At 37.9% G+C, this 23,261-nt stretch carries 30 protein-coding genes; 22 read left to right on the plus strand and 8 right to left on the minus strand.

Annotated elements, in window-relative coordinates:
• Positions 1–4: 4 nt before the first annotated feature.
• From M4974_RS00125 to M4974_RS00155, 7 genes are all read left to right on the plus strand, one after another.
• The gene (locus M4974_RS00125) at positions 5–2,047 is read left to right on the plus strand and encodes an N-6 DNA methylase (protein ID WP_248715691.1); all 2,043 of its coding nucleotides are present in this window, start codon (positions 5–7) and stop codon (positions 2,045–2,047) included.
• A gap of 71 nt (positions 2,048–2,118) precedes the next feature.
• Entirely contained in the window at positions 2,119–3,300 is a 1,182-nt protein-coding gene (locus M4974_RS00130; RefSeq protein ID WP_248715692.1) for a restriction endonuclease subunit S, read from the plus strand.
• Between the two features lie 98 nt (positions 3,301–3,398).
• The gene (locus tag M4974_RS00135; RefSeq protein WP_248715693.1) at positions 3,399–3,872 is read left to right on the plus strand and encodes a hypothetical protein; all 474 of its coding nucleotides are present in this window, start codon (positions 3,399–3,401) and stop codon (positions 3,870–3,872) included.
• Between the two features lie 323 nt (positions 3,873–4,195).
• Complete coding sequence (locus M4974_RS00140) at positions 4,196–4,642, plus strand: HNH endonuclease (RefSeq protein WP_248715694.1); 447 nt, start codon at positions 4,196–4,198, stop codon at positions 4,640–4,642.
• Between the two features lie 1,102 nt (positions 4,643–5,744).
• A complete protein-coding gene (locus tag M4974_RS00145) occupies positions 5,745–5,939 on the plus strand; it encodes a hypothetical protein (RefSeq protein WP_248715695.1) in 195 nt (64 codons plus the stop codon).
• Positions 5,920–6,489, plus strand: a complete 570-nt coding sequence (locus tag M4974_RS00150) for a hypothetical protein (RefSeq protein WP_248715696.1) — start codon at positions 5,920–5,922, stop codon at positions 6,487–6,489. Before M4974_RS00145 ends, M4974_RS00150 begins: the two co-directional genes overlap by 20 nt.
• 359 nt (positions 6,490–6,848) lie before the next feature.
• A complete protein-coding gene (locus tag M4974_RS00155) occupies positions 6,849–7,397 on the plus strand; it encodes a hypothetical protein (RefSeq protein ID WP_248715697.1) in 549 nt (182 codons plus the stop codon).
• Positions 7,398–7,443: 46 nt separating this feature from the next.
• Here M4974_RS00155 and M4974_RS00160 read toward each other — a convergent pair whose 3' ends face one another.
• From M4974_RS00160 to M4974_RS00170, 4 genes are all read right to left on the minus strand, one after another.
• Complete coding sequence (locus M4974_RS00160) at positions 7,444–8,022, minus strand: cadmium resistance transporter (protein WP_089939337.1); 579 nt, start codon at positions 8,020–8,022, stop codon at positions 7,444–7,446.
• A gap of 136 nt (positions 8,023–8,158) precedes the next feature.
• Positions 8,159–8,635 (minus strand): hypothetical protein, encoded by a 477-nt coding sequence (locus M4974_RS00165; protein ID WP_133240786.1) that lies wholly within the window; start codon positions 8,633–8,635, stop codon positions 8,159–8,161.
• A 127-nt stretch (positions 8,636–8,762) separates the two neighbouring features.
• Positions 8,763–8,891 (minus strand): hypothetical protein, encoded by a 129-nt coding sequence (locus M4974_RS07850; protein WP_256465520.1) that lies wholly within the window; start codon positions 8,889–8,891, stop codon positions 8,763–8,765.
• Between the two features lie 4 nt (positions 8,892–8,895).
• Positions 8,896–9,657, minus strand: coding sequence for a helix-turn-helix domain-containing protein (locus M4974_RS00170; protein ID WP_089939340.1), 762 nt, complete (start codon positions 9,655–9,657; stop codon positions 8,896–8,898).
• A gap of 127 nt (positions 9,658–9,784) precedes the next feature.
• Here M4974_RS00170 and M4974_RS00175 point away from each other — a divergent pair, with 127 nt between their 5' ends.
• The 10 genes from M4974_RS00175 to M4974_RS00220 all read left to right on the plus strand — a co-directional run bounded on the left by M4974_RS00175 (position 9,785) and on the right by M4974_RS00220 (position 16,234).
• On the plus strand, positions 9,785–9,982 hold the full coding sequence (locus M4974_RS00175) for a helix-turn-helix transcriptional regulator (protein WP_089939342.1): 198 nt from the start codon (positions 9,785–9,787) through the stop codon (positions 9,980–9,982).
• A gap of 10 nt (positions 9,983–9,992) precedes the next feature.
• Complete coding sequence (locus M4974_RS00180; RefSeq protein ID WP_089939345.1) at positions 9,993–10,631, plus strand: Rha family transcriptional regulator; 639 nt, start codon at positions 9,993–9,995, stop codon at positions 10,629–10,631.
• A 186-nt stretch (positions 10,632–10,817) separates the two neighbouring features.
• Entirely contained in the window at positions 10,818–11,138 is a 321-nt protein-coding gene (locus M4974_RS00185; protein WP_089939347.1) for a hypothetical protein, read from the plus strand.
• A 2-nt stretch (positions 11,139–11,140) separates the two neighbouring features.
• Complete coding sequence (locus tag M4974_RS00190) at positions 11,141–11,368, plus strand: hypothetical protein (protein ID WP_243400728.1); 228 nt, start codon at positions 11,141–11,143, stop codon at positions 11,366–11,368.
• Between the two features lie 240 nt (positions 11,369–11,608).
• A complete protein-coding gene (locus tag M4974_RS00195; protein WP_248706602.1) occupies positions 11,609–11,878 on the plus strand; it encodes a hypothetical protein in 270 nt (89 codons plus the stop codon).
• Positions 11,878–12,084, plus strand: coding sequence for a hypothetical protein (locus tag M4974_RS00200; protein ID WP_089939351.1), 207 nt, complete (start codon positions 11,878–11,880; stop codon positions 12,082–12,084). The genes M4974_RS00195 and M4974_RS00200 overlap by 1 nt, the downstream gene beginning before the upstream one ends.
• A 46-nt stretch (positions 12,085–12,130) precedes the next feature.
• Complete coding sequence (locus tag M4974_RS00205) at positions 12,131–12,469, plus strand: hypothetical protein (RefSeq protein WP_089939353.1); 339 nt, start codon at positions 12,131–12,133, stop codon at positions 12,467–12,469.
• Entirely contained in the window at positions 12,469–13,302 is an 834-nt protein-coding gene (locus M4974_RS00210) for a bifunctional DNA primase/polymerase (RefSeq protein ID WP_089939355.1), read from the plus strand. The genes M4974_RS00205 and M4974_RS00210 overlap by 1 nt, the downstream gene beginning before the upstream one ends.
• Before the next feature lie 3 nt (positions 13,303–13,305).
• Positions 13,306–14,679, plus strand: coding sequence for a DNA primase family protein (locus M4974_RS00215; RefSeq protein WP_089939357.1), 1,374 nt, complete (start codon positions 13,306–13,308; stop codon positions 14,677–14,679).
• Between the two features lie 427 nt (positions 14,680–15,106).
• On the plus strand, positions 15,107–16,234 hold the full coding sequence (locus M4974_RS00220) for a tyrosine-type recombinase/integrase (RefSeq protein WP_089939359.1): 1,128 nt from the start codon (positions 15,107–15,109) through the stop codon (positions 16,232–16,234).
• A gap of 301 nt (positions 16,235–16,535) precedes the next feature.
• Here the strand turns inward: M4974_RS00220 and M4974_RS07900 are convergent, their stop codons facing one another.
• On the minus strand, positions 16,536–16,706 hold the full coding sequence (locus tag M4974_RS07900) for a tyrosine-type recombinase/integrase (RefSeq protein WP_353961317.1): 171 nt from the start codon (positions 16,704–16,706) through the stop codon (positions 16,536–16,538).
• Between the two features lie 814 nt (positions 16,707–17,520).
• On the opposite strand from M4974_RS07900, the gene M4974_RS07855 reads away from it, so the two are divergent.
• On the plus strand, positions 17,521–17,646 hold the full coding sequence (locus tag M4974_RS07855; protein ID WP_256465505.1) for a hypothetical protein: 126 nt from the start codon (positions 17,521–17,523) through the stop codon (positions 17,644–17,646).
• Positions 17,647–17,740: 94 nt separating this feature from the next.
• On the opposite strand, the gene M4974_RS00225 is transcribed toward M4974_RS07855, so the two are convergent.
• Complete coding sequence (locus tag M4974_RS00225) at positions 17,741–18,193, minus strand: PH domain-containing protein (protein ID WP_248705740.1); 453 nt, start codon at positions 18,191–18,193, stop codon at positions 17,741–17,743.
• Between the two features lie 527 nt (positions 18,194–18,720).
• Between M4974_RS00225 and M4974_RS00230 the strand changes: the two genes are divergently transcribed.
• A complete protein-coding gene (locus M4974_RS00230) occupies positions 18,721–18,882 on the plus strand; it encodes a hypothetical protein (protein ID WP_248705739.1) in 162 nt (53 codons plus the stop codon).
• Positions 18,883–18,965: 83 nt separating this feature from the next.
• Complete coding sequence (gene mscL, locus M4974_RS00235; RefSeq protein ID WP_248705738.1) at positions 18,966–19,349, plus strand: large conductance mechanosensitive channel protein MscL; 384 nt, start codon at positions 18,966–18,968, stop codon at positions 19,347–19,349.
• A gap of 656 nt (positions 19,350–20,005) precedes the next feature.
• On the opposite strand, the gene M4974_RS00240 is transcribed toward mscL, so the two are convergent.
• On the minus strand, positions 20,006–20,698 hold the full coding sequence (locus M4974_RS00240) for a helix-turn-helix domain-containing protein (protein ID WP_248705737.1): 693 nt from the start codon (positions 20,696–20,698) through the stop codon (positions 20,006–20,008).
• A 245-nt stretch (positions 20,699–20,943) separates the two neighbouring features.
• Here M4974_RS00240 and M4974_RS00245 point away from each other — a divergent pair, with 245 nt between their 5' ends.
• Together M4974_RS00245 and M4974_RS00250 are read left to right on the plus strand one after the other, a co-directional pair.
• Complete coding sequence (locus M4974_RS00245) at positions 20,944–21,714, plus strand: (S)-acetoin forming diacetyl reductase (protein WP_248705736.1); 771 nt, start codon at positions 20,944–20,946, stop codon at positions 21,712–21,714.
• A 111-nt stretch (positions 21,715–21,825) separates the two neighbouring features.
• Positions 21,826–22,341, plus strand: a complete 516-nt coding sequence (locus M4974_RS00250) for a GNAT family N-acetyltransferase (RefSeq protein ID WP_248705735.1) — start codon at positions 21,826–21,828, stop codon at positions 22,339–22,341.
• A gap of 297 nt (positions 22,342–22,638) precedes the next feature.
• On the opposite strand, the gene M4974_RS00255 is transcribed toward M4974_RS00250, so the two are convergent.
• Positions 22,639–23,133: an NUDIX domain-containing protein gene (locus tag M4974_RS00255; RefSeq protein ID WP_248705734.1), complete on the minus strand. Its 495-nt coding sequence runs from the start codon at positions 23,131–23,133 to the stop codon at positions 22,639–22,641.
• Between the last annotated feature and the right edge of the window lie 128 nt (positions 23,134–23,261).

The following is a 23,261-nucleotide window of genomic DNA, read 5'->3' on the forward strand; positions in this document are numbered from 1 at the left end:
AAAAATGGTTGCAAGTATTGAAACCACGGTGAAACAGTGGGGGGATGGACAGATACGCTCTTTAGGGTGGCCAAACATTGCCTCTGAGAATGAAAGTGTAGATCCACGAATTGATGAAACATTAAAAAGTAACCCATCCAAATTAGGTGGTGAAGGTGGAGGAAGGCCAGATTATACGGTTATTATTTCTAATGGTGATAAAACGATTCCCGCCTTCATTGAGTACAAGGGTTCAAAAGGAAAGTTAGAAAAATTAGACAAGCAAGATTTAGTTGTCCTGCGTGGGAATACTGGCGATTTTGATTATAAGAGCGCAATTTCAAAATACGCGGTGAATGGTGCTAGTTATTATGCTATGAATGCATTAAAGGGGACTGATTACCCAGAAGCATTAGCCGTTGGTGTTAATGGAACTAAGGATAGTACTGGAAGCATTAATTATGAGATTAAGTGCTACGTATTGAACCAGAAAGACCCAGAACTGCCAATCTTTTTAGGTAGCTACAGCAACTTTGACTTTCTGAAAAACAGTGCTACTGAAAAGTCTTATCTTTTTCAAAAGATAGCGGACGTCCAATTAGATCCACGAGAACTTGAACAAAGACTAATTCGTGATGACGCTAAAATTGAAGCCGTTTTGCAAGAACTAAATCAAAAGATTCACGATGAACAACAGATTATCCCGAGTCAGCGAATCAACATTGTAGCGGGGTCTTTGATGGCTGCTGTTGGGGTACAAGATAGTAAAGGCGACTGGAAGGTTCGTCGACTAAATCCTAGTGACTTGACGGGTTCAACAGAAGAAGGAAATACTGACGGTGAAAAGATATTAATTAAGGTGCGTAGCTTCTTAAAAAAGCGGAATTTACCAGCACCCAAACAGAAACAAATTTTAGATTATCTACAACCTAACTTCGTTAACAGTAATTTAAATAAAAAGTCGGCTAATGAATTACAAACACCACTTAAGACCATTTACCAAGAGATTTACGATAAGTTAATTCCAATCTATGATGTCACGGGAATTAATGATTTTACTGGTAAGTTGTTTAATGTCATGAATGCTTGGGTCGATGTTCCCGATGGCGGGGCAAACGATGTTGTTTTAACGCCACGGTATATTACACACTTCATGGCACAATTAGCACAGGTTAATCAGGATAGCTATGTTTGGGATTGGGCTCTTGGGTCGGGTGGCTTTTTGATTTCTGCCATGAATATTATGATTGGCGACGCTCATATTAACTATGCCAATGACTTAACTAAACAATATGAAAAGATTGAAAATATCAAGACTAAGCAATTACTAGGTGTTGAGTTATTGCCTAATGTTTATATCTTGGCCGTCTTAAACATGATTCTCATGGGGGATGGCTCTTCTAATATCGTTAACGATAATTCTTTAACTAGTTATGAAGGTAAGTACGCTTATAACGAAGACCCTTTTCCTGCTGACGTATTCTTGTTAAACCCTCCATACTCTGCTGAAGGCAACGGTATGATTTTTGTGGAGAAGGCTTTCAGCAAGCAGAAAAAGGGCTTTGGTGCTGTCATTATCCAAGATAGTGCCGGAAGTGGTAAAGCTACTGAAATAAACAAACGTATTCTCAAAAATAATAAATTAAAGGCAAGTATCAAAATGCCGATTGACCTGTTCAAGGCTAGTGTGCAAACATCAATTTATCTGTTTGAGGTTGGAAAGCCACACAAAGCCGATGACAACGTTTACTTTATTGACTTACGTGAAGATGGCTACACAAGAACTAATCGTAAGAAGGCGAAAACAAATTTGTTTAATACCAATGATGCCAAGGGCCATTACCAAGAAGTCTTGGATATTATCTTAGATCGCTCTAAGAAAACAGATTACTTTACTGAGGGTGATAATTACTATAAGGGGACGATCGACCCTGAAAGTGGTAAGGACTGGAACTACAACAAAAAGATTGATACAACACCAACCGAAGCAGACTTTAAAAAAACGGTTAGCGACTACTTGAGTTGGGAAGTTTCTCAAATTCTTAAAGGGGAAAACCAGGATTTTTAATGAGCCCTAATTCGAATGTTGAGAAAAGAGTTAGGGCCAAGTATCCTGATATTGAGATTAAGAAGATTCTATTGAGTCAGATATTTAATAAAATTGGTCGTGGAAACATATCGCGGCAGAAAGATTTAATTCCATCCAAAAATGGAGTAAATCTAATTGTTCAAAAAAATGTAGATAACGGTTATTCAGGAAACTTTGAACTAGGCGAGAACCGAATTTTTAAAGCGCAATCAATTATTATTGGTAGGCAAACTGGCTGGGTTTACTATCAACCTGAGAAGTTTATGACTACTGATGGTGTATTAGTTTTGGAAAGTGATTTTCAAATTACTGATAGTCAAGGATTATATTTAGCAAGCGCAGTTAATAAACAAATGGGACCCTTTGGTTATAATAATCCTGTTTCAGTTGCCAAATTAAAAAAATTGGATATCTATTTACCATTTAGTTCAAACGGGATGATTGCTTTTGATTACATGGAAGCGTACATCAAGGAGCTTGAGGCTGAACGCGTCAAGGAGCTTGAGGCTTACTTAGTTGCTACCGGACTAAATGATTATGTACTCACGGATGAAGAAAAAGTTGTACTAAATGATTTTAGGGCGCATAATACAGAACAGAACAGAACAGAACAGAACAGAACAGAACAGAACAGAACAGAACAGAACAGAACAGTAACTGACTTGAGTTACAATCTTGCTGATTTAAAGAATTATGTTCCATTTTGGGGTGAGTTTACAATTAGCGATATATTTAAAGTAAAAACTCCAAAGAAACGATTTGATGCTAACAAGGTCACTATTCAAGAAAAAGGTAATCCATACGTTGTTAGGACTTCATTAAATAATGGCATACGGGGATATATTAATGAGGAGCCGGAGTATTTAAACGAGGCAAATACAATATCGTTTGGTCAAGATACAGCCACTATGTTTTATCAAAAAGAGCCATATTTTACTGCCGATAAAATAAAGGTAATTTTACCCGCATTTGAAGGATTTGATGAAACCAAAGCTCTGTTTTTAATAACATCAATGTCAAAAAGCTTCTCAACGTTTACTTGGGGAAGTTCAAGTTATAATGTTAATGTTATTAATTCACAAAAAATAAAGATATTACTGGATACAGATGGTCAGCCAGACTACGAGACCATGGGCATTTATATAAAAGCCATTGAAAAGTTAGTCATTAAAGACGTTGTTGAGTGGAAAGATAGGCAGATTGTAACTACTAAAATAGTCACATCAAGATAGGATAGGGTAAATGAAGTCGTATAAGGTACGGATGAAACACTGCGTAGATTGACCTACTTTTCTGATCATGATGACATTGTTACGTATGGGAATTTTAAATGTTATTAATTCATAAATTATTCACTATAGGTGAACCATTCAACTATATACTGACAACACTAATTCCTACAGCACTTCTTACATTTATGTTTAGCCGTTTGAGTCATAGATTAGATCAGAAAAGTAATATAAGGAAAGAGCTAATCGGTATCTGTTTAAGCTATAATCAAGAGTTGTTTGAAATTAACCAAGAATACAGAAAATTTATATTTGGAATAACTCCGATAGAAGTGAGAGGTATGTCTACTAGTGTTAGTGTAATAAACTCTTACTGTCCTAGCAATGTAACTTTGTTGAAAAGAAATATAGAGAGAAATAGGTATTTTTTGAAGAAATTACAAGAATTTCATGTTAATACCTCACAATTAAATAATTGGTTGAAAAGTGAATGTACATCAAACAATTTTAGGGACAATGTAAGATCAGGACAAGATGCATTTGCTGATTTACAAAGACAGATTAAATATAAGTAACGCCAAGACAAGTGAAGGCTGGATTTTTTGTGCATATAGTTAATATTAGGGGGTACGACAACATGCAGAAGTATGATGGCGAATTTCTCTATTGTTGTTAATGCCAAAGGGTATTTATATGTTAATCTTGCTGGGGATAATTATTGTCATTCTAATATTAAGCGCAGTATTTTCAGTATTCTTCTTTGGGATTGGGGCAATCATCACTCTGTTTGTTGAACTAGGTTGGAAGGTAGCTGTTGGTATTCTAATTGTCCTATTCCTAATAGGATGGTGGGCGTTTGGCTAGAGTAATACGTTGCCGTGCTAATGGGTGCCACACAATGGTTAAGCTGCCTAAACACTATTGTGAGGTTCATAAAGACCAAGAGCGTGAATATAAACCACGAGATAAGACAGCAACCCATCGTTACAACACGGTGGTACGTAATCGAGATGGTAACAAGTCTAGTCAGTATCAGTTCTACCGTACGAGACAGTGGGTAGCATTAAGACAAGCAACGCTTAATAACCAGCACTACCTGTGTCAGTACTGTAAGGTGCAAGGTAGAGTGACGGCTACTAAGATTGTCGATCATATCGTACCTATAGAGGTAGACCAGACACTTAAAGCTAACCCAAGTAACCTAGCGGTTGTTTGTCCGTCTTGCCATGCAGCTAAGACTAGGTGGGAACAGAGATACTATGGTACCGGTAAGGATAACTGGTTAAAACCAGTACGAGCTACTAATAATATAGCCGCAATTGTAAAGATGATGAATGACGTTTGAACGCCTATAAGACGATTTAAGCGTTTTTATTTTGAAGTGGTGTATTTGTGTACGAATGCAGACATAAAAAGCTAGATACCCCCGCCCCTGTTTGTCTGAACGAGAGAGCGCTCACATATCGTCGCCTTATAAAAAAGTTCAATTTTTGAAAATTTTAGGTAGGGGGGTACATCCCCTAAAAGCCTAGTAAACAGGCATTTGATAAAAATATATAGCAATTTTGTCCGGGTTTTTAGGGTGGGCTTATGTGGTACTTTTTAAAAACACAAATGGCTACACAAGAACGCTTGGCGGTTCATAACCACCCCAGAAAAAAACTTTTGAAAATGGGTGCGTGACACAAGGTGACGATATATGTGTGCTTTATTAAATATTCAAGATAGGGGGGCGGTGATTTGCCGACTCCTTTGTCTAAAGTGGCGAAAACAAAAAGGAGTGTCCAAAATAGACACCCCTTTGACAACCGTGAACACATCCACGCTTGTATTTTGGTCAATAACAACTGTACCTACAGGTACGCTTGTTATAGTTTGGCCCGTGGATACATCCACACCCTGCCATAACAAAACGTTACCCCAGCTTGCCGACGGAACTAGCGTAAACGTTCAAACCTGAACCGAGATAGAGTCGGGAAAGTTAACAATTAAACAACAGGCGTTTGATCAATTGGCTAGGGTAGCAAAACGCGCCCCCAGCTTTCTGCCACTTTTGGCAAAACTGCCGATATATTAACGACCTAGATTAAACCTAGGACGGACGACATAGGGGAGTAGCGAAGCGGGACGCCTTATGTTGAACTTAGCTCGTTCCCCATCAGTGGGGAAACATTGCCAGAATTGGCAACGTTACAAAGTGACTAGCATGTAACGGGGATGGTTACACCTTGTATAGCGGGAAATAATTAACCTTATAGCGACTATACCAATTTATCTTTTACGCTTATTTGGATGTCACTGAACGTCAAGAGACGTCAAAATGATTAAAAAATAGCTTTACATTTTGTATGACTTCCTTGTATTATTTATTTACAGATAGGTGTAGGAACGATGCTTTTTATACCTTTACTTTGTTTCTGGCAACAGTAACGTATAAGGGGGTTGCTATGATTATTGATAACAAGCATGTTGTTTTTGATTTAGATAACAGGGCACAAGCTGAACAGTACCGTAAGATCTTCCACCCTACACAGGTTGAACAAGAAGAAAATGTAGCTAAGATTAAGGCTAGCTTTGCTAAATCTGATGAGGGTGTAAAGCGCTTTAAAGAATTGGTAGAAAATGGAACAATTAGGATTTAAAGTATGTTCTGTTTCTGGCTTGATTGATACAAAACAACTAGATAATTATAGTTGTGGAGTTGCCGGGCTTGATGAGTTTGTTAAGTATGATTACCAAGACCTTGAGAGAAAACATATAACCAGCCTCAACGCTGTTTATCTTGATGATGTGTTAGTTGGAATGTTTGCCCTATCAACCTCAAGTAGCTCTGCCTCCTTTGCTGATGTAAACCGTGAAAAAATATTTGGGGATGCTAGTGGGATGAAGTCGTTGCCAATGATCAACATAGACCATCTATCTGTTAACAAGCCCTTTCAGTTTGGTAATGGGTTAGATGGGCTACATCTTGGGACAGCTATTCTGAAGTATATTTTTAAGATGTTACTGGATGTAGGCGCACAATACGGGATAGCTTTTGCTGGTGTTATGGTTGAGAGCTTACCCGATCCGGTTGACTTTTATATAAGCAACGGATTTTATTTTATTGATAAGCACGAAGAGGATGCCCCAAACAAAAAGACATATACGCTAGCCATTAGTTACGATGACATGTTTAAAGTGTATGAATAAGAAAAGCCTTACTCAAACGAGTAGGGCTATTTTTGTGCTGATGAACCTATTAAAACTCATGCCTAAACCTCAGAAAACCTCAGTTATTTTTTACTAAAAACTTGACAAAACTTGACAATAAAAACCTAACAAAACCTAACATGAAAACCTGTTAAAACCTGTTATAAAAACCATGCCTATACGATCAAGAACGCACTTAAATAGTGTTGCAACGTTGCAAAAGGTTGCACCCTAAAAGTTACATGGTTACAGGCTTATAGAGGTTGATATAATAACGATAGTAGACTAAAGAGCTTTAAAAAGTGCGCAACAAGGTTACAAAATTTGACTATTGTTTTAGACATAAATTGAGGGTTGCAATGCAAAAGGTCACAAGCTATCCAACATTAAATATCCAACAATTAAACTTTAAAGAACATCCCCGGGCCAATGGTGTGAACTGGCAGGGCCACAAGATAGCCTTAGCAACTACTAAACCTAATTATGGCGGTGTACGGCATTGGCTAGTATGCCCAGTTTGTCAGCAAAGGAGAACGGCATTGTATTATGTGAGTCACAGTGTGACTTGTCGGCAATGTGGCAACCTTTACTATACTTACCAAGATAATAAGGCGAATAGGGATATTATCTGTAAGGCATTGGCGCTAGATATTCAACTCAATAAGCAATTAAGAGCCATTAACCCAGTAGAGTGCAATATATTACCACCTAACTATATAGGCTATATCAATGTTTCAAAGCCAAAGGGGATGCACTGGACAACGTACGAGCGTAAGCTTGGCAAAGTCCACCAGCTTATAGATGAATTAAGCACGATATTAGGCGTATACAAGCGTTTAAGAAAGCAACACGGAAATGAGATAGCTAAGCAGTTAGACAAGGCACAAGGACGCATATACACAGCATAGTCAGCAAAATAAAAAGGCTACCTAGATGGTTGGCCTCTTTTTTTATTTATTGTAGATGTAATAGCTTAAATAGTTCTGTAAACAAGCCTGTATCAATCATTACGAATAGACCAATAGCAAAGTAGATCAAGCGGGTTAGTGGCTCACCCCATCTATTTAGCATCTTCTTAACTGGTGCATACTCTTTTATAAAGTTGATAGCGATTAATATAATAATTGTCAATACAACGAAGTATAGTGCAATTAATGCGATAGATTGGGCTGGGATAGTAGCCAACACTGGGACATATACTGCTATATTATCGGCTCCGCAGCTTGTTAGATAGATTAGTAGCACGCTCATAACTTCTTTAGTGGTGCTTTTATGTTGCTCCTCGTTGTCTCCTTCTCCCTTGATGGCCATGATAATAGGGATAAGACCCAAGAAACCAATACACCACTCAGGTATTAAGGACTGAATAGCTTGACCAGCTACCACACTTATCAAGAAGACTAGCAACATGCCAGACAGGTAGCCAATAAGCACATTTTTAAACTTATATGTGTTCAATAGCATCAATAAAATAAGCATAAAATCAAGGTTTACACCTAGATACAACATTGTGATTAGTGGAAAATTCACCATTTATTTACTCCAATACTTTAGCTTGTAACGTTGCCAAAATACTAAAGTACTTGATAGATAAGTGGGTGTATATAGCCACATTGGCAGATATTACAGGCATCTCCCATAGCTTTAAGTTTCCTTTCTGTGTGGTTATTCAGCTTTCTTGTTGGTTGGTAGCGCTGGACTGGTTAGCACCATCTTGACCGCTTACCTTGTTGCCGTTGTTATCATACCCGTGCGCCTTAGCCCATTCTCGTTGACCTTTTACCCAGTCATCATCCCCAGACTTTAGATAATTAGGTGTGCTACTGGATTGAGCTGGATCGAGTTGCTGATAGTTGGCTGTGTCCTGTTGTATTTGTGTTACAGGTTGCTGTTCTGTATCTTGGCTTTGTGGTTGCTGTACCACTTGTTGGCTAGTAGCTTGCGCTTGAATGCTGGATACTTGGCTAGAGCTTGAGGCCATACTAGATGAAATAGAAGAGTTAGAGTTACTTACTTTACTGCTCTTGTGGCTTGTCTCGTGCTTGCTAGTCGTGTGCTTATGGTTGCCAGTAGCAAAGATAGTAAAACCAACTACTAGGGCAGTAATAACGATTATTGAGACTATAATAGTGCGCTTGTGTTTCATGGTGTGGCCCTTTCTTATTAGGCTTTATTAGATTTTTAGGCCGTAAAATTTTCATGTTTTCCCAGGTTTAGAGTTAAACAGTGTCAAGTTATGACAAGTTGCTATTCATCACCTTGTATAGCCATTCTTAACCTAGAAAGGCAATGTAACCAATCATAGACAGCACGGCAATAACGCCTAGGGCGATAAACCATGGCTTTCTATAAAGGGCGTCTGTTGGCGGTTGGTAGTCGTTGTTATGTTGTTTGTTTTTCATGTACTTACTCCTCATCCCCATTGTTGTTTACATTCTTACTGCTACCGTCCTCATTGGGGGCGTTTTTTTGTTTACCTGTATTGGTTGAGGGGTCTAGCTCATCTAACAACTCACTAAGAATCTTGATTAACTCTGATTTAAAATCTGGATCTTCTTTAAATATGGACGGATCACTGATGGCCACATTTAGGAAGTGCATTACATAGTAAATAGTATAAATAGAGCTGGCGTTATCAGATAGTAATAAGTTGATTGCTTCAACAATGTAGGCATTTTGATTGGGGTTGAGTTGGTCATTGTCTAATAACTTACTAATTTGTGCTATTTGTATCTTTGCCTGCTTAGCTGTGTTTGAATTTGACTTAGCCATAGCCATAGCATCAGAAACAACCTGTAAGGGTTTAGTAATAGATTTAATTTGCTGAGAAACGTTAGGAAAAAAATTTGGGTAAATGTCCGAAAAGTTTGGGTAATGAGCTATTAGATTTTGTAGGGCTACTTTTAGTTCTTCAATGGTTTCGGGGTCTTTTGTGTCCTGATTAATAACGTTATCTAGGTCAATTATGTCTCGGCCTTGTAGGTAGGAAATCGGCGAACCAAAGTAATCTGCCAACTTTTGCCATACTTCATATTTTCCGTTTTCAACGACACCGGTTTCGTACCTTGATAAGGTAGCGTGACTTACACCGATGGCTTTTGATAATTGGTCGAGAGTTAAGTTTTCATTTTCCCTCATTTTTCTAATTCTATTATTTTTCAAGAACATAACCTCTTTAGTTTATCTAATAGAATAATAACATTTTTTACGAAAAACGAAAAAGTATATTGACTTTACGAAAAACGTACAGTAACATTATTTTTGTTATTGTACGAAAAACGTAAAAGGAGTAAACATGAAAGCACTGACAAAGAACTTTGTTGACGCCCTAATAATTAAACAAGCACGAGAGCGACTTAATTTTGGGCAGTTAGCAGAACAGACAGGCGTGAATAGCGTGACAATTTCACGCATTATCAATCGCAAAGTAGATACAGCTCAGGAACGGACATTTGACAAGCTGAATGATTGGCTACTAGCAGAGAAGGTATAGGGGAAAAAACATGGAACTAGTTTATTATCACGGGCTAACAAAAGAGCCCTTTACGACAGCAAAGGTTATCTCTGATTTTAGTGGGGTAGATATCGAAAGTATCAACCGACTAACAAGAACACACAAGGAGCGGTTAAAGAAGTTTGGTAAATTGCATTACTCATTAGAAAAAGTAAAAGATAAAACGGATTTGAAATCCGTTTTAAGTAAGCAACGATCTTCCAAAATTTGGCATTATAACGAGCGACAAGCAACGGTGCTAATCACTTACTTACGAAATACTGATAAGGTGTTGGACTTTAAAGACGCTTTGGTAAATGCCTTTTATGAAATGAAGCAAGAACTTGATAAACGCAGGGTAGAACGGCAAGTAAACCGCCTGCTAAACATTGGGCTGGCTGAGACGATTAAGGAATATCTACCTGACGATAAGCACGCCTACAGTAATTATCACCGCTTAGCATTCTCTTGTACTACTGGCATGACCCAAGCCCAATATAAAAATGCCTATGGGGTGGATGACCCACAAAGTGCCTTGGATAGTGTTCAGAGTCAACGCCTAGAACGAGTTAAGCAGCACATCGCTTTATATATCCAAGATGGCAAAGAGTACCAGGATATTAAGCGTCAGTTACTAGCAGACTTTTAGATAATTTAACGATTTCAAATCGCAAAACCTAATAGATTGCTGATATATGGGGTTTTGGCATTTGAAATGCCGAAACCTAATCGGAATATTGCGACTGTGTGTCGCAGTATTAGCGAATACTTACTCAGGAAAAAGTAAGTATTAAAGCCATTTGAAATGGTAAAAATAGACTAAAAAGGGGATGAAATGACACCACGACAGTTATTAAAGGCCTACTTTACTGGACGAGCACGTATGCTGCTAGCTCATACAGTGACGAGTAACCGCTATGGCCGTGAAAATGCTGAATTTTGGCAGGATGTGATTAATCAGTTTGATCAGTATTTAGACCAACAACCAGCTAAGTTAGTGGACATGCAAAAAGAACACTACCTGCATGGCGTGCCCTTTGGAACGTTTTATAACATTGTGGCACCTACACAGACAATTAATGACATGAATAAGCAACTCATAGCGATAGCAAAAGCTATTAAACAACCAGAGCGATTAAAAGGAATGGAGGTATAAGCATGAGCGTAGCAATGGCACGCACAGCAGAACAATTTGAGGCGTTATTAGCAGCCCAACGCTGGCCTAGGTGGTTGAACTTGAAACAGGCGGCTGAATATTCAGGGTGTGCAGTCGATACCTTTAAACGGCACCTTATTAAAACGGGTCGAGTACAGGCCAAGGTTACTGACTTTGGTAAGCGATACGACCGTGATGAAATTGACCAGGCAATAAAGAACTATTACTAGGAGGTAGTACATGGATCACTTATTTAGTATTTGTAGCAGTGTCGTTGTGTTCTTGGTGGCAATCGTGGCCGCCTATGACATTGGCTATAACACAGGGAAAGACGATACACGTAGGAAATAGGAAAGGGAGAGCATGAAAAAGGGCATAAAAAAAGAACATTCCTCTAAAAGTTTGGCGACTTGGACGGAATGAACTCGATAACAAAGCCTTTTTAATAGCTCTTATACAGGTAATTATAGATGAAATCAGCAACGAATAACAAGGGAAAAATATCCAATTCTTTATTTTTAGATGTAATTGACGCCACTGGCTTAAAAATGGATCACATTGGCATTCTTTTAGACCATCTTCAGGACGTTATCGAAGACGTGCAGAGTATGCCAACCAACGAAGCCGTATCACAACGTTTAAACCAGCTTTTAGACACTAAATTATTTATTGATAGTGAGGTGGGGGAATTGCTAGACAAACTAGAGCAAGCCACAGTGAAATCACAGGAGGGCAACTAATGGACGACTACACACGGGAAAAGCTAAAAGAAGAACTGGCTCTGATTGATAGTGCTAAGGAATATATAGCCCTGCTACAAAATATTTTGCTAAATGAGTCGGTTAGCTTGCCTACGATCATCCCCGAAAAAGGCCAGCTAGAGAACTTTAAACGGGCTAATTTAATTGTTACAGCTACTAAATTAAGTGGCGCCGTTAGTTGCTGACTGATCACATTGAAACGGCTAGAAACGCCCTAGAGGAGGTAATAGGATGACCGAAGTAAGGATGACCGAAGTAAGGCACCAAGAACAACTTACCGGAATTGAAAAGCGAGTATATGAGTCCTTGCCTATAGGTGCTGCTAACGCTATCAAGGTTAAAGATCTAGCCTTACAGTTACATGTACCGTGGCGCAGGCTCTACACAATTTTGCACGCTCTGGCTAGTCGTGGTTATCTTGTCGGCAGTTCACGTACAAAGCGGGGTGGCGTGTTTAAGATACAGACTAGTTCTGAGTATTGGTATAACGTCCGTATGCTTGAGAAGAACGCTAATAGCTATCGAGAGCGAGCCAACGGTTTACGGCAACACGAAAGGCGGTTTGAGTAATGGCAGCCAATCAATTAGCAGTTATTCAAAGTTATCTGGATTTAGGTGCTTATGTATTCATGGCCTTACCAAACAGCAAACACAACGCTACCGAGGGCGGTTATAAGAACAGCTTTAATAGACTTGCTGATTTACGAGCATGGGTAGCCGATCATCCCCAATATAAGGGCGGTAATATTGGCATTGATTTAGATAAAAGCCCCTTGATTGTGATTGATATGGATAAGCATACGGGCAACGGGGTTCAGTCGCTTGGCCAGTATTTCAAGAGCAATGGTGTAGACCCGGAAAGCCTGCAAGAAACCTATATCGAACGTACGGCAGGCGATGGGTTACATGCCTTTTATCGGCTTAATAACGGTCAGAAACTAAACCACCATATCAAAGCCCTTGAGAGTGTTGATATGTTGACGACTGGGGGTGTGATTGTGGCACCGTCCCAAGTTGATGGAAAAGTATACCGAGCCCTTACACCGCTGAACACGATTAAGCCTGTACCTGATTGGGTTGGAAAGCTGGGAACAACTAAGACCAGCCACAAGCACAGGGAAGCCCGTTACAGCACTGTAGAGCGTTGGGAGATGGTGCGAGATGGCTTTACTACTGGCCAACGAAATGACCAGGCCACTAGCCTATTTGGTTATCTCTTAAATATTAAGGGAATGTTACTAGAAACAGCGACTGAGATTGTCAGTGAGATCAATGCCCGCAGTAATGAGCCACTACCAACTAGCGAGCTTGAGACCATCTTTGTGAGTGTTGCTAAGAAAGAGATCGCTCGAAGAAAGCGAATCAATCAGCAAAGAAAACAATACAAAGGAATGGAGGCTTAATCTATGCCAGATATTGAAGAATTAAGCCGAGAGCTCCAGGAAGTAGAGCAGTATAACTCTGATATTCCTAGTTGGGTCTATATGAACCGTGAGGGTAAAGTTGAAAAAATCGACTTACTAGAGGTTGCTGATTTAATCAAAGAACAAACGCATTTTTTTAACACGTCTAATAACTTATCAGGTTATTACTACAATGGACAATACTGGGTAGCATTAGAAACCAAGGCGAAGCGGGACAACATGCTAAGAAATGAAATCGCTAAGCTACTGGCTACTTATCGCAACCCTAATCGGGTTACCAATGCCTTACAAAATCTATTAGATACAGCGACTAGAGATGATTTAATTGGGATATTTGAGCAACGTCCTGCCCTAGTATCGTTTAAAAATACGGCACTAGATGGCGACACAATGGAGATGTTGCCCAATAGTCCCAGTCTCTATATTCTGGGTGGTTTTAACTTTGACATTAGAGCCAATCAAGCAACTCCACTCACAACTAAGCTTTTTAATCGAGTGTTAGGCGAGAACAGTCAATTCATGCTTGAATTTGTCGGAAGTATGTTTCGTAGAGAATACCAGCCCTTTCAATACCTGGTTATTATTCAGGGGTTAGCCGGTACGGGAAAATCCTTTTTAACTGAAATCATCCGGGCAACAGTAGGACAAGAAAACACGGCCAGTCTATCACTCTTACAACTTGCTACCGAGAAATTTCTCACGGGGATGTTATACGGGAAATTTGCTAACATTAAGAACGATATTGAGAGTAAGTTTATAACAGCCACGGCCACTATTAAAAACGCTACTGGTGATGATACGATGACGGCACAATTTAAGGGCGAGAATGGCTTTCAGTTTATGAACCATGCCAAGCTACTCTTTACCAGCAATGACACCCCACATATCACGCCAGATATTGGTATTGAGCGGCGTGTCATTGTCATACCCGCTGTAGGAGATAAATACACGGGTGCTAAGCAAGACAAAGCGGACTATTTGAAAGAGCGCGGGGCGTTTGTCTACCAAGCTATTAAGGCACAACACGAGGCCATTCAGCGTAATAGTATGAGTATCACGCCCAGTATTGAAGCCACAACTAAGGAATGGTACAGCCAAGGCGATGATATTAAGCAGTGGGCAGAAGAACACCTACAAGTGTGTGAGGGTAGGCGACCAACAGCTAAAAGTATTTACTTTAAATTTGTGCAAGATTTTAAAGACGGAGGCCATAAAGAGCAGGTAACTGATCGAGCATTTTTAAAACGGCTGCAAGAAATTGGGTATACCATTAAGCCTGCTGCGTCTGTAAGCCAATTAGATGAAGAGCCAAATAAAGTAAGGCGTAGGATTATAAATTTTAGGTATATGGACTAAATTAGTTAGGTTTTTAGGGTTTTATCTAGCGTTTTTCGAAAAAGTTTAGACTTATTTTAGAGTGCAAACCGTTGGGGCTCTAAGCCCTTTAGATGTTTTAGACATTATTTTATATCTTAAGAAAAAATAATAGGTATATATAAAAGAATATATTTATAAGGAATTGAGAATATGTCTAAAATCGACAAACGACTTACAGCCCCAAGGCATACAGGTCTAAAAAATGTCTAAATAAAGTGTAAAAACACCCCTAAAAACCAAAAATAACACCGTTACACTGTACAGATTGGCAGATATAGGGCAGAATAAAAGTGTTTTAGTTACTGTTAGTTGCTAATAGTGATTAAAGCACCTTTTTTCATCCCCAATTACTGCATTCTGTACATAGCTGATAGGACTTAGAAAGCTATAAAAGGTAACTAGACCAATGTATGTAAGAGAGATTGAAACGAAAAAAGGTAAGGTCTGGGAGATTCAAGGCTATCTAGGTAGACAGCCAGACAATACCCCAGCCAAAGCAAAGAAACGAGGTTTTAGCAGTAAACGCAGTGCCTTAACTTGGCTCAACAACGAAAAAGTACTGTTTGAAGCTGGCCAAAGTAAGTACAACAAAAAAGAGCTACCTGATGTTCTCACGATCAGACAACTCTATGAGATGTGGCTGGACACTTACCAGTACACGGTAGAAGAAAGTACCCTAAACAAAACGTTAAGAATATTTAGGCTGTACATCCTACCTTTTTGGGGCAACACACTGGCCAACGATGTAAAGCCTTTAGCCTTACAGCAATATGTTAACACATTACAAAGTAAGATTATTTATTACCGTAAAGCAGTGGGATATTTTCGTAAGTTGTTAGATATGGCTGTGCGCTTTGGTATGCTGGCTAGTAATCCTTTTGATCAGATTGATTTACCTAAACAACGCAAGGTATCAGATTTAAAGCCTAAGTTTATGGATGTTGACGAGTTTAAGGCCTTTATCGAGGTGTTAGATAGTCAATACTCTAAAATCAATCAGCAAGCCTATACGTTATTAAGATTAGCCGCCTTTACGGGGATGAGAACTGAGGAGTTACTAGCGTTACAATGGCAGCACATTGACTTTGAACATAACTATATTCATATCGAGCAGGCGCTAGGACGTGGCCTAAATGGTGGTACTTATATCAAAGCGCCTAAGTCGCGAACTAGTCAAAGAACGCTCAAGATTGATAGTGAGATGATGAGGATACTAGCTAGATGGTTTGAGTCCAGCATTTATAATAGCCCGACTGATTATGTGTTTAATCACGACGGTAAGACTTTGCAGGTACTAAGGCCGAATAAATGGCTACACGATGTGTCAGCAAGATATAGCGTAGCTAGTGGCCTATCAATGCACAAGTTACGACATACCTGGGCAACTTTGGCATTAGATCGAGGGGCAACCATTAAACAAGTTCAAACCTATCTGGGTCATGCAGACGCCTCAATCACTTTGAATGTTTATAGTGAAATAACGAGGCAAGCTAGTGATAATACAGCCGAACTATTGAGCGGTTTAATTGACTAAAACGCCCCGTAAAAGTTCCCATAAACGTGTAAGCGTTGATATAACAGCATTATATATACTCCCTCTGGGGCTATAAAAGGCTATCTACTGTAAAATAGTAGATAGCCTTTCTTTTTTGTGTTCGTTGATATAAATGGGTTTATAGTTAGTTCATTTAATCAAATTAATTCAAGTTAAAACAATCTTTTTAGAACAGAGTGCTACAAATTATCTAATATCTTGATTGTTTTTTTTTTGTAACAGATGATCATATGTACTAAGTGTTATATTTGCGTCAGCGTGTTAATCTTTCAGATACATATTAGATTGCAATTTTTTGTGATAATAAATAATTAGCATGTGTATGTCTCAAACCGTGAAACGTGATTTTTTTAGCGCCATGTTCTTTCAGAATATGTTTTAATTGTTTGTTACAAGTGTTGTTAGTAGGCGATGATTCATTTTGACTATTGAATGCAAATTTACCAGACATATCTCAATTATTGGCGACATTAATAAATTCGTTGGGTACATCTATTGTGCTATTAGATGTTACAGTTTTTGTTTTTTAAATATTTTATCAACTTCATTCAAAGACTTATTTTTAATGATTTGATTATTCTCAAAGTCAAAACCATCTGGCGTTAAGGCAGCGATTTCAGCATAATGGTATTCCGGTATTACAGACTGTATAAATCATTCTTGATGTAATGATATTTGAATGCTTAGTGTTACTAATTAAGTAGTTTAAATCGTTATACTCTAAGAATTTTAATTCTTTTTTACTAGTTTTTGTTGACATCATATCTAACAAAGCTGAAAATTCTATTTTTAACGTGACTTACAGACGATAAAACATAATTTTTACCATATCAATTAATTGTTGAAATTTTTTAGCAGACCATTTCTTTAAAATCCTATTGTGCGAAACTCTATATCAAGAGCCTGTTTTTTTTTTTAGTGATATGTGGCTCTTTAAAGATGTTAAACCACTCATCATATAAATAATTTATTACTGGTATTAAATTATCCAATATTTTTCTGTTGTTCTATACCGGTAGTCGATTCACTAGTATCAGATTTAGCTGTAAATCAATTTTTTGTTTTTCTGTGATGCTCACCATCCATTTGAATAAGTAACGTTAACCGTCCAAGACTTACCACGTTTATAAATTGAAGTTATGAATACTTCTTTTAATTTTAAAAATAATGATATTGAGAGATTAAAAAATTAATACTTGAAATTGGTATATTTGTTATTTATAATAATTATTGTTGTTGAGTGTATATAAAGAAGGAGAAAACACATGATTCAACTAACTAATGCAATGCAGGGAATTGTAACTGGTATTATGAACCACAATTGGATTTCAATTTTCCAAGGTATTGTAGATACAATTATTACTACAGCCCATCTATGGGGACTAGCTTAATATATTAATCAATATATTATAAAAAAGGTCACTTTATTAAGTGGCCTTTTTTATTTGATTGATACGTATCCAACGCAGTTTATGCCCGGGGTTTTTATATACCTAAAATCTGTTTCTTCTTCGTTTCAAAAACTTTCTGGGTGATAATGCCATTGTCTAGTAGTTCTTTTAACTTTATTAGATTATCAAGAAAACTGTTTGGTTGTTGATGATCAGCACTACAACTCTTTTGCTTATCTAAAAAATTATTCAATTTATCGATAAAAATGGAAACAGTTTGTTTACTAACGTTTTTTATAAGTGTGGTATTTGAACAGTTGGTAATAGAGATATTACCAAGAGCAATACACGTAGAGTAAGAAACGACATTTATTTGGTTTAGTTGTATTTTTCTATAATCAGCGCCTATAAGTATATTTTTGTTGAGGAACATTATCCGCCTATCAGTTATTATGATTAAAACGATCCGGCTGCCTGTTGCATAGATTATATTCTCAACTGCTTTTACAAAATCTTTAAGAACAACGAATTTCTTTATTTGTATCATATGTATCAGTAACTCCGGCATCTTTTAGTTGTCTTTCAATTTTGCTGGAATTGTTATTATGTTCTTTATTCCAGAACTGCTCATAGAGTCGTTTCTTTCGGCCTTGGTCTTATAAAAATAATGACTAACGCTCACCAATTTACTGATAATTTGAATAGGAGGGTTATCATTCTGTATATCTTCATGTTGCTACTCAAATGGCTTAAATCAGATAACCAGTTATCAGGTTCAAAACTTATACGGTCTGGAGACTGGAAAACATGTTTTAGTGTTGTTTGGCCATTAATAATTACAGCATATACAACGTTATTGGTAATATCTGGATGAATTCATTTTTGTAGAATGGAATTCTACAAATTATTTAATGAACAGTATGTTTTTAAAAATAAGAAATCATACCAATCATAAAATTAATTCCTGATATATTATTCAAAAAGGGCCACTTAAATTTAAAAACATGAAAATGAAAGTATACAATTGAAAATTTTCATGTATACTAAATGTAATAAATCTAAGGAGAATTGCATATGTCATTTGAAGAAAAACTAGATGCTACCAAGGATCAATTGGAAGGGAAGGCTAAAGAAGCCCAGGGTAAAGCTAAGGAATTGGCTGCTGACGCCAAAGATGCAGCCAAAAACTTTGCGGAAAAAACAAAAGAACAACTAGACCAAATTACTAAGAAATAATATGAAAAAGGTTTCGATTTAATTGTTATAAAGCGAAACCTTTTGCTGTTTTACGAGAATGATGATGATTTCGGAGAATAAAAATGAAAAATTTTTTCAATGAGTTTAAGACTTTTATTACCAAGGGCAATATCTTTGATTTGGCTGTCGGTGTGATTGTTGGTACAGCCTTTGTTGCCTTAGTAAAATCATTGACGACTAATTTAATTAACCCCTTGATTGGTGTTTTTACGGGTCAAGCATCGAGTTTATCGAATTTAAAACTAGTTGTTACTAACAATCTTGTTTTTAGTTATGGAGCATTTTTAAATGATTTCATCAACTTCTTGATTACTGCCTTGGTGGTCTTCGTGTTGGTTAAGATTATCAATAAATACATGATTAAGCCTAAAGAAGAAACTACAAAGCCCAATCAAGAATTGTTGATCTTACAAGAAATTAGAGATATTATTGCTAATTCAAAATAAGCTGGTTGATATTTTGGATTCATAGTTTAAAAATGCTCGATGAAAATGATATGAACTTCGGAATTTGGACAAATTAAATTTCGAGATTGTTATCAAAATAATCGAGCTTTTTGAATATGTAGGGGGCTTACATCATCAGTAAAATTGTAATGTATGTTAGTAGCAATGTTCATTTAGGAAATATATTTGCTGGTGAAGGCCCTATGTACGCGTCCGAAGACGTGTTGTTAGAATTGAATTCGTATATCAAGGTATATACGTAGTTGGCTTTTAACGTGATCCCTAGCACGTATGTAATGGGACTTATATCTGATAATAGCGTGCAGATTGGTAGGAACACTAAGTATTTTCAGAATGCCCATTGATAAGGTTAATGAGTTGAAGATTCGCCCAACTATGTAGATTAGGACTTATACCAACGGTCTATATGAGTATAGACATCGGTGAAAAGAGGAGTTGATGTATACCGTTGGTGGCCTAATTATCTAGGACTTACAGCACTGGTCATAAAGTTGAAAGAGCTATTGGGTTTATGTTGAGAGATATAACGGACGAGTGGAAGCCTATATGTAGTGGGACTTGTATCACTAGTAACATTAATTCTAGTGACGAAATAGATAAATGGATGACCAGTGAATGCCCACTGCTATTGGAAACTATTCAAAATTAATAATAACTTGGACTAGCTTGCCGATAATTTTAATCGGTGAGCTGTTTTTTTCAAAGTCATGATAACGATATTCTAGGGTTTTAAAACTATCGGATAACCAAGTGTCAGATTCGAGTCGAATTCGGTCGGGATAACTATAGACATGCCGAAGTGTGGCCGCTTCAATCCCGATAATGACAGCTTCAATATCGCCATTCATTATTTTAGACGGGGTTACTTTGGCTAAAATAGCAATCGCTCCTTTAGGAATAATCCGATTCATACCATCGGTCCGTACTCGAAAAGCTAAGAGATTTTCTAAACCATATTTGGTTAATAAATCATCATTAACTCGAATGCGGCCGTCGATATCTTCTTGGGCTCCCTGGGGATAGCCACTTGATATTTGCCGATAAACCGGTAGAAAGTCGTTATTTTTAGGTATTGAAACTTCTGAAGTAGTTAATAGGTGGGGCTGAATAATGCCAGCAGCACTGAGCATTTCTTCGTTTGAAACGCGTAAGCCATGTGCTAATTTATATAGCGTTTCGGGTTTGGGGATGTTACGCTTAGCATTTTCAAGTTGCGATATGTATGAATTAGCCATGCCAGCCTGTAAAGCGACTTGTCGAATTGAAAAGCCCTTTTCCAGGCGAATATTTCGGATTGTATTACCAAAATTTTTGTTTGTAGATACCATGTTGCTGTCCTGCCATGTTACTAATCTTAGTTTAGAGGTGTAATAAAATCATATACCAAAAATGGATAAATTATGAATAAAACCGCAGTAAAAGTGCTTGCAAATAAATAACTACTGAAGTGACTACTATGCGATTATTAGAAATAATTGGGATAAATCAAAGAGAAGTTCATTGGAATATAATTCTTGAAAAAATTAAATGAAAGCGTTATCATCAAGATGAAAAAGGTTAGGAGGATAGCGTAATGAAGAGAGTTGCGATGGTTACTGGTGGTGGACAGGGTATCGGCGAGGCGATTGTTAGGCGTTTGTCTGATGACGGCTTTGCTGTTGCAGTAGCTGATTTGAATTTAGAAACAGCTCAAGGCGTAGCCCAGTCGATTAATGACAATGGTGGCCAAGCGACCGCCGTGCAAGTGGACGTGTCTGATCGGGATAGTGTCTTTGCAGCAGTGCAACAAACTGCTGATGCTTTCGGTGATTTTAACGTATTGGTTAGCAACGCTGGCTTAGGTCCAACTACACCAATTGATACCATTACACCAGAACAATTTGACTTGGTTTACCACGTCAATGTTGGGGGTGTTTTGTGGGGAATCCAAGCTGCTCATGAAATGTTTAAAAAGTTTAGCCATGGCGGTAAGATTATCAATGCTACTTCACAAGCTGGTGTAGTTGGTAATCCTAATTTAGCTTTGTACAGTGGTACGAAGTTTGCTGTACGTGGTGTGACTCAGGTTGCCGCCCGTGACTTGGCAGCCGAAGATATTACGGTGAATGCCTACGCACCTGGTATTGTTGATACACCGATGATGCGCGATATTGCTCATCAAGTTGGGGCTAATGCGGGTAAGGATGATGCTTGGGGCATGCAAAGTTTCGCTAAAGATATTGCTTTGGGTCGTTTGTCCCAGGCTAGTGATGTAGCTAACGCTGTTGCTTTCTTAGCCGGATCAGATTCGGATTATATTACCGGTCAAACCCTTGAAGTTGATGGTGGTATGCAATTCCATTAATATTTAATAATTAGTTAATAAAAAACTTTCAGTCCATTTGGTTGGATTGAAAGTTTTTTTGTTAAAATAGGCTACAATACACAGTAATAAGTGGCACAAGGAGATAGGTACATGAATGAATTAGTTAAGGTAGAGCTAGCCGATATCCTAACCTTACAAAAAATTGGCATGGAAACCTTTGCAGATACTTTTGGTACTGAAGATAATCAGCGTAATTTAGTACAATATTTTCAAGAGAATTATAATGTTGACCAAATAGCCCAAGAACTGGTTAATCCAGAGAGCCAATGCCAGTTTCTTTACCATGAAGGAAATTTGGCTGGCTATATGAAATTGAACGTCGGAGAGGCACAGACTGAATTTCAAAAGGAAAACGGGTTAGAAATTCAGCGCCTGTATATCAAAAAAGAATATAAGCGTTTAGGGTTGGGAAGTCAACTAATTAACAATGCTATCGAGCAAGGACAGCAGTTAAGTAAGGACTATGTTTGGTTAGGTGTCTGGGAACATAACGCCAAGGCGATTCGTTTCTATGAAAAAATGGATTTTCATGCTTTTAGTGAGCATGATTTTACCTTTGGAGAAGAAATTCAACGCGATATTCTAGTGCGACGGGAACTCCTTTAAAATGCACAGCCACTAAGTGCGAGCAATTAGGTGAAAATATAATAACAATTGTTACATTTTGATTGCAGTTTTTTTATTTTTAGTAGCAGATTTAGAATAGGCCAATAAAACATGATACAATTTTTTTACCAACTTGTATTTTGTTACGGGTCTATGGAGCGTTGGATTGGCTTTTGACTACAGGACTGTTTTTTATCAGGACAGTAACAAAGATTTATAACACTCCAAAATTCTACTTATTATCGTAGTTATAATGTAAGTCCAATGGCGATAAGCACCCAAGTCTGGGTGCTTATTTTATTGCCTATTTTCGCGTAACCAAGGGCGCTCAGAATGTTCACTCTCGGTTAAAATCCGGTGTAGTGTTGCTTGGGCTTGCGGTACAAACATAACTGGCTCAGGATCTACCGGTACGAATTGTAAATCTAAGGTTTCAGTGCCATCTTTTTGTAAAGAACCGCCAATTTGGCGGACTTCAAAACCAATCCCGATTGTTTCTTGGGCATCGCCCCAAGAATTTTTTTCAGTAACATTAGTTGATAATCCTAACATTCGGACAACTTCAACGTCCAAATTGGTTTCTTCCTTAAATTCACGTACGACGGCCTGCATGGGTGAATCACCATATTCTAGGTAACCACCAGGAAATCCCCAACCGCGTTCTGCATCCCAGCGCTTTTCCAGTAAAATAGCAGTGTGTTCCCGATTCCAAAGAACCCCAAAAGCTGATACAAAAATCATGCCTTCATGCCCAACTTTGGCCCGCATTCGGGCGATATAATTTTCTTCCATGAATCAATGTCTCTTTCTAGTATTTTTCTTTCATCTTATCAAAGTTATGGGCTGATAGGGGAATGGTAATCGTAGGTATTTAGGAGCGTGTTATACTACTAAGAGTGTTTTAAACAGAAAATATGGAG

The organism is Convivina praedatoris (genome assembly GCF_933208495.1).
In the GTDB taxonomy this organism is placed as follows: Bacteria; Bacillota; Bacilli; order Lactobacillales; family Lactobacillaceae; genus Convivina; species Convivina praedatoris.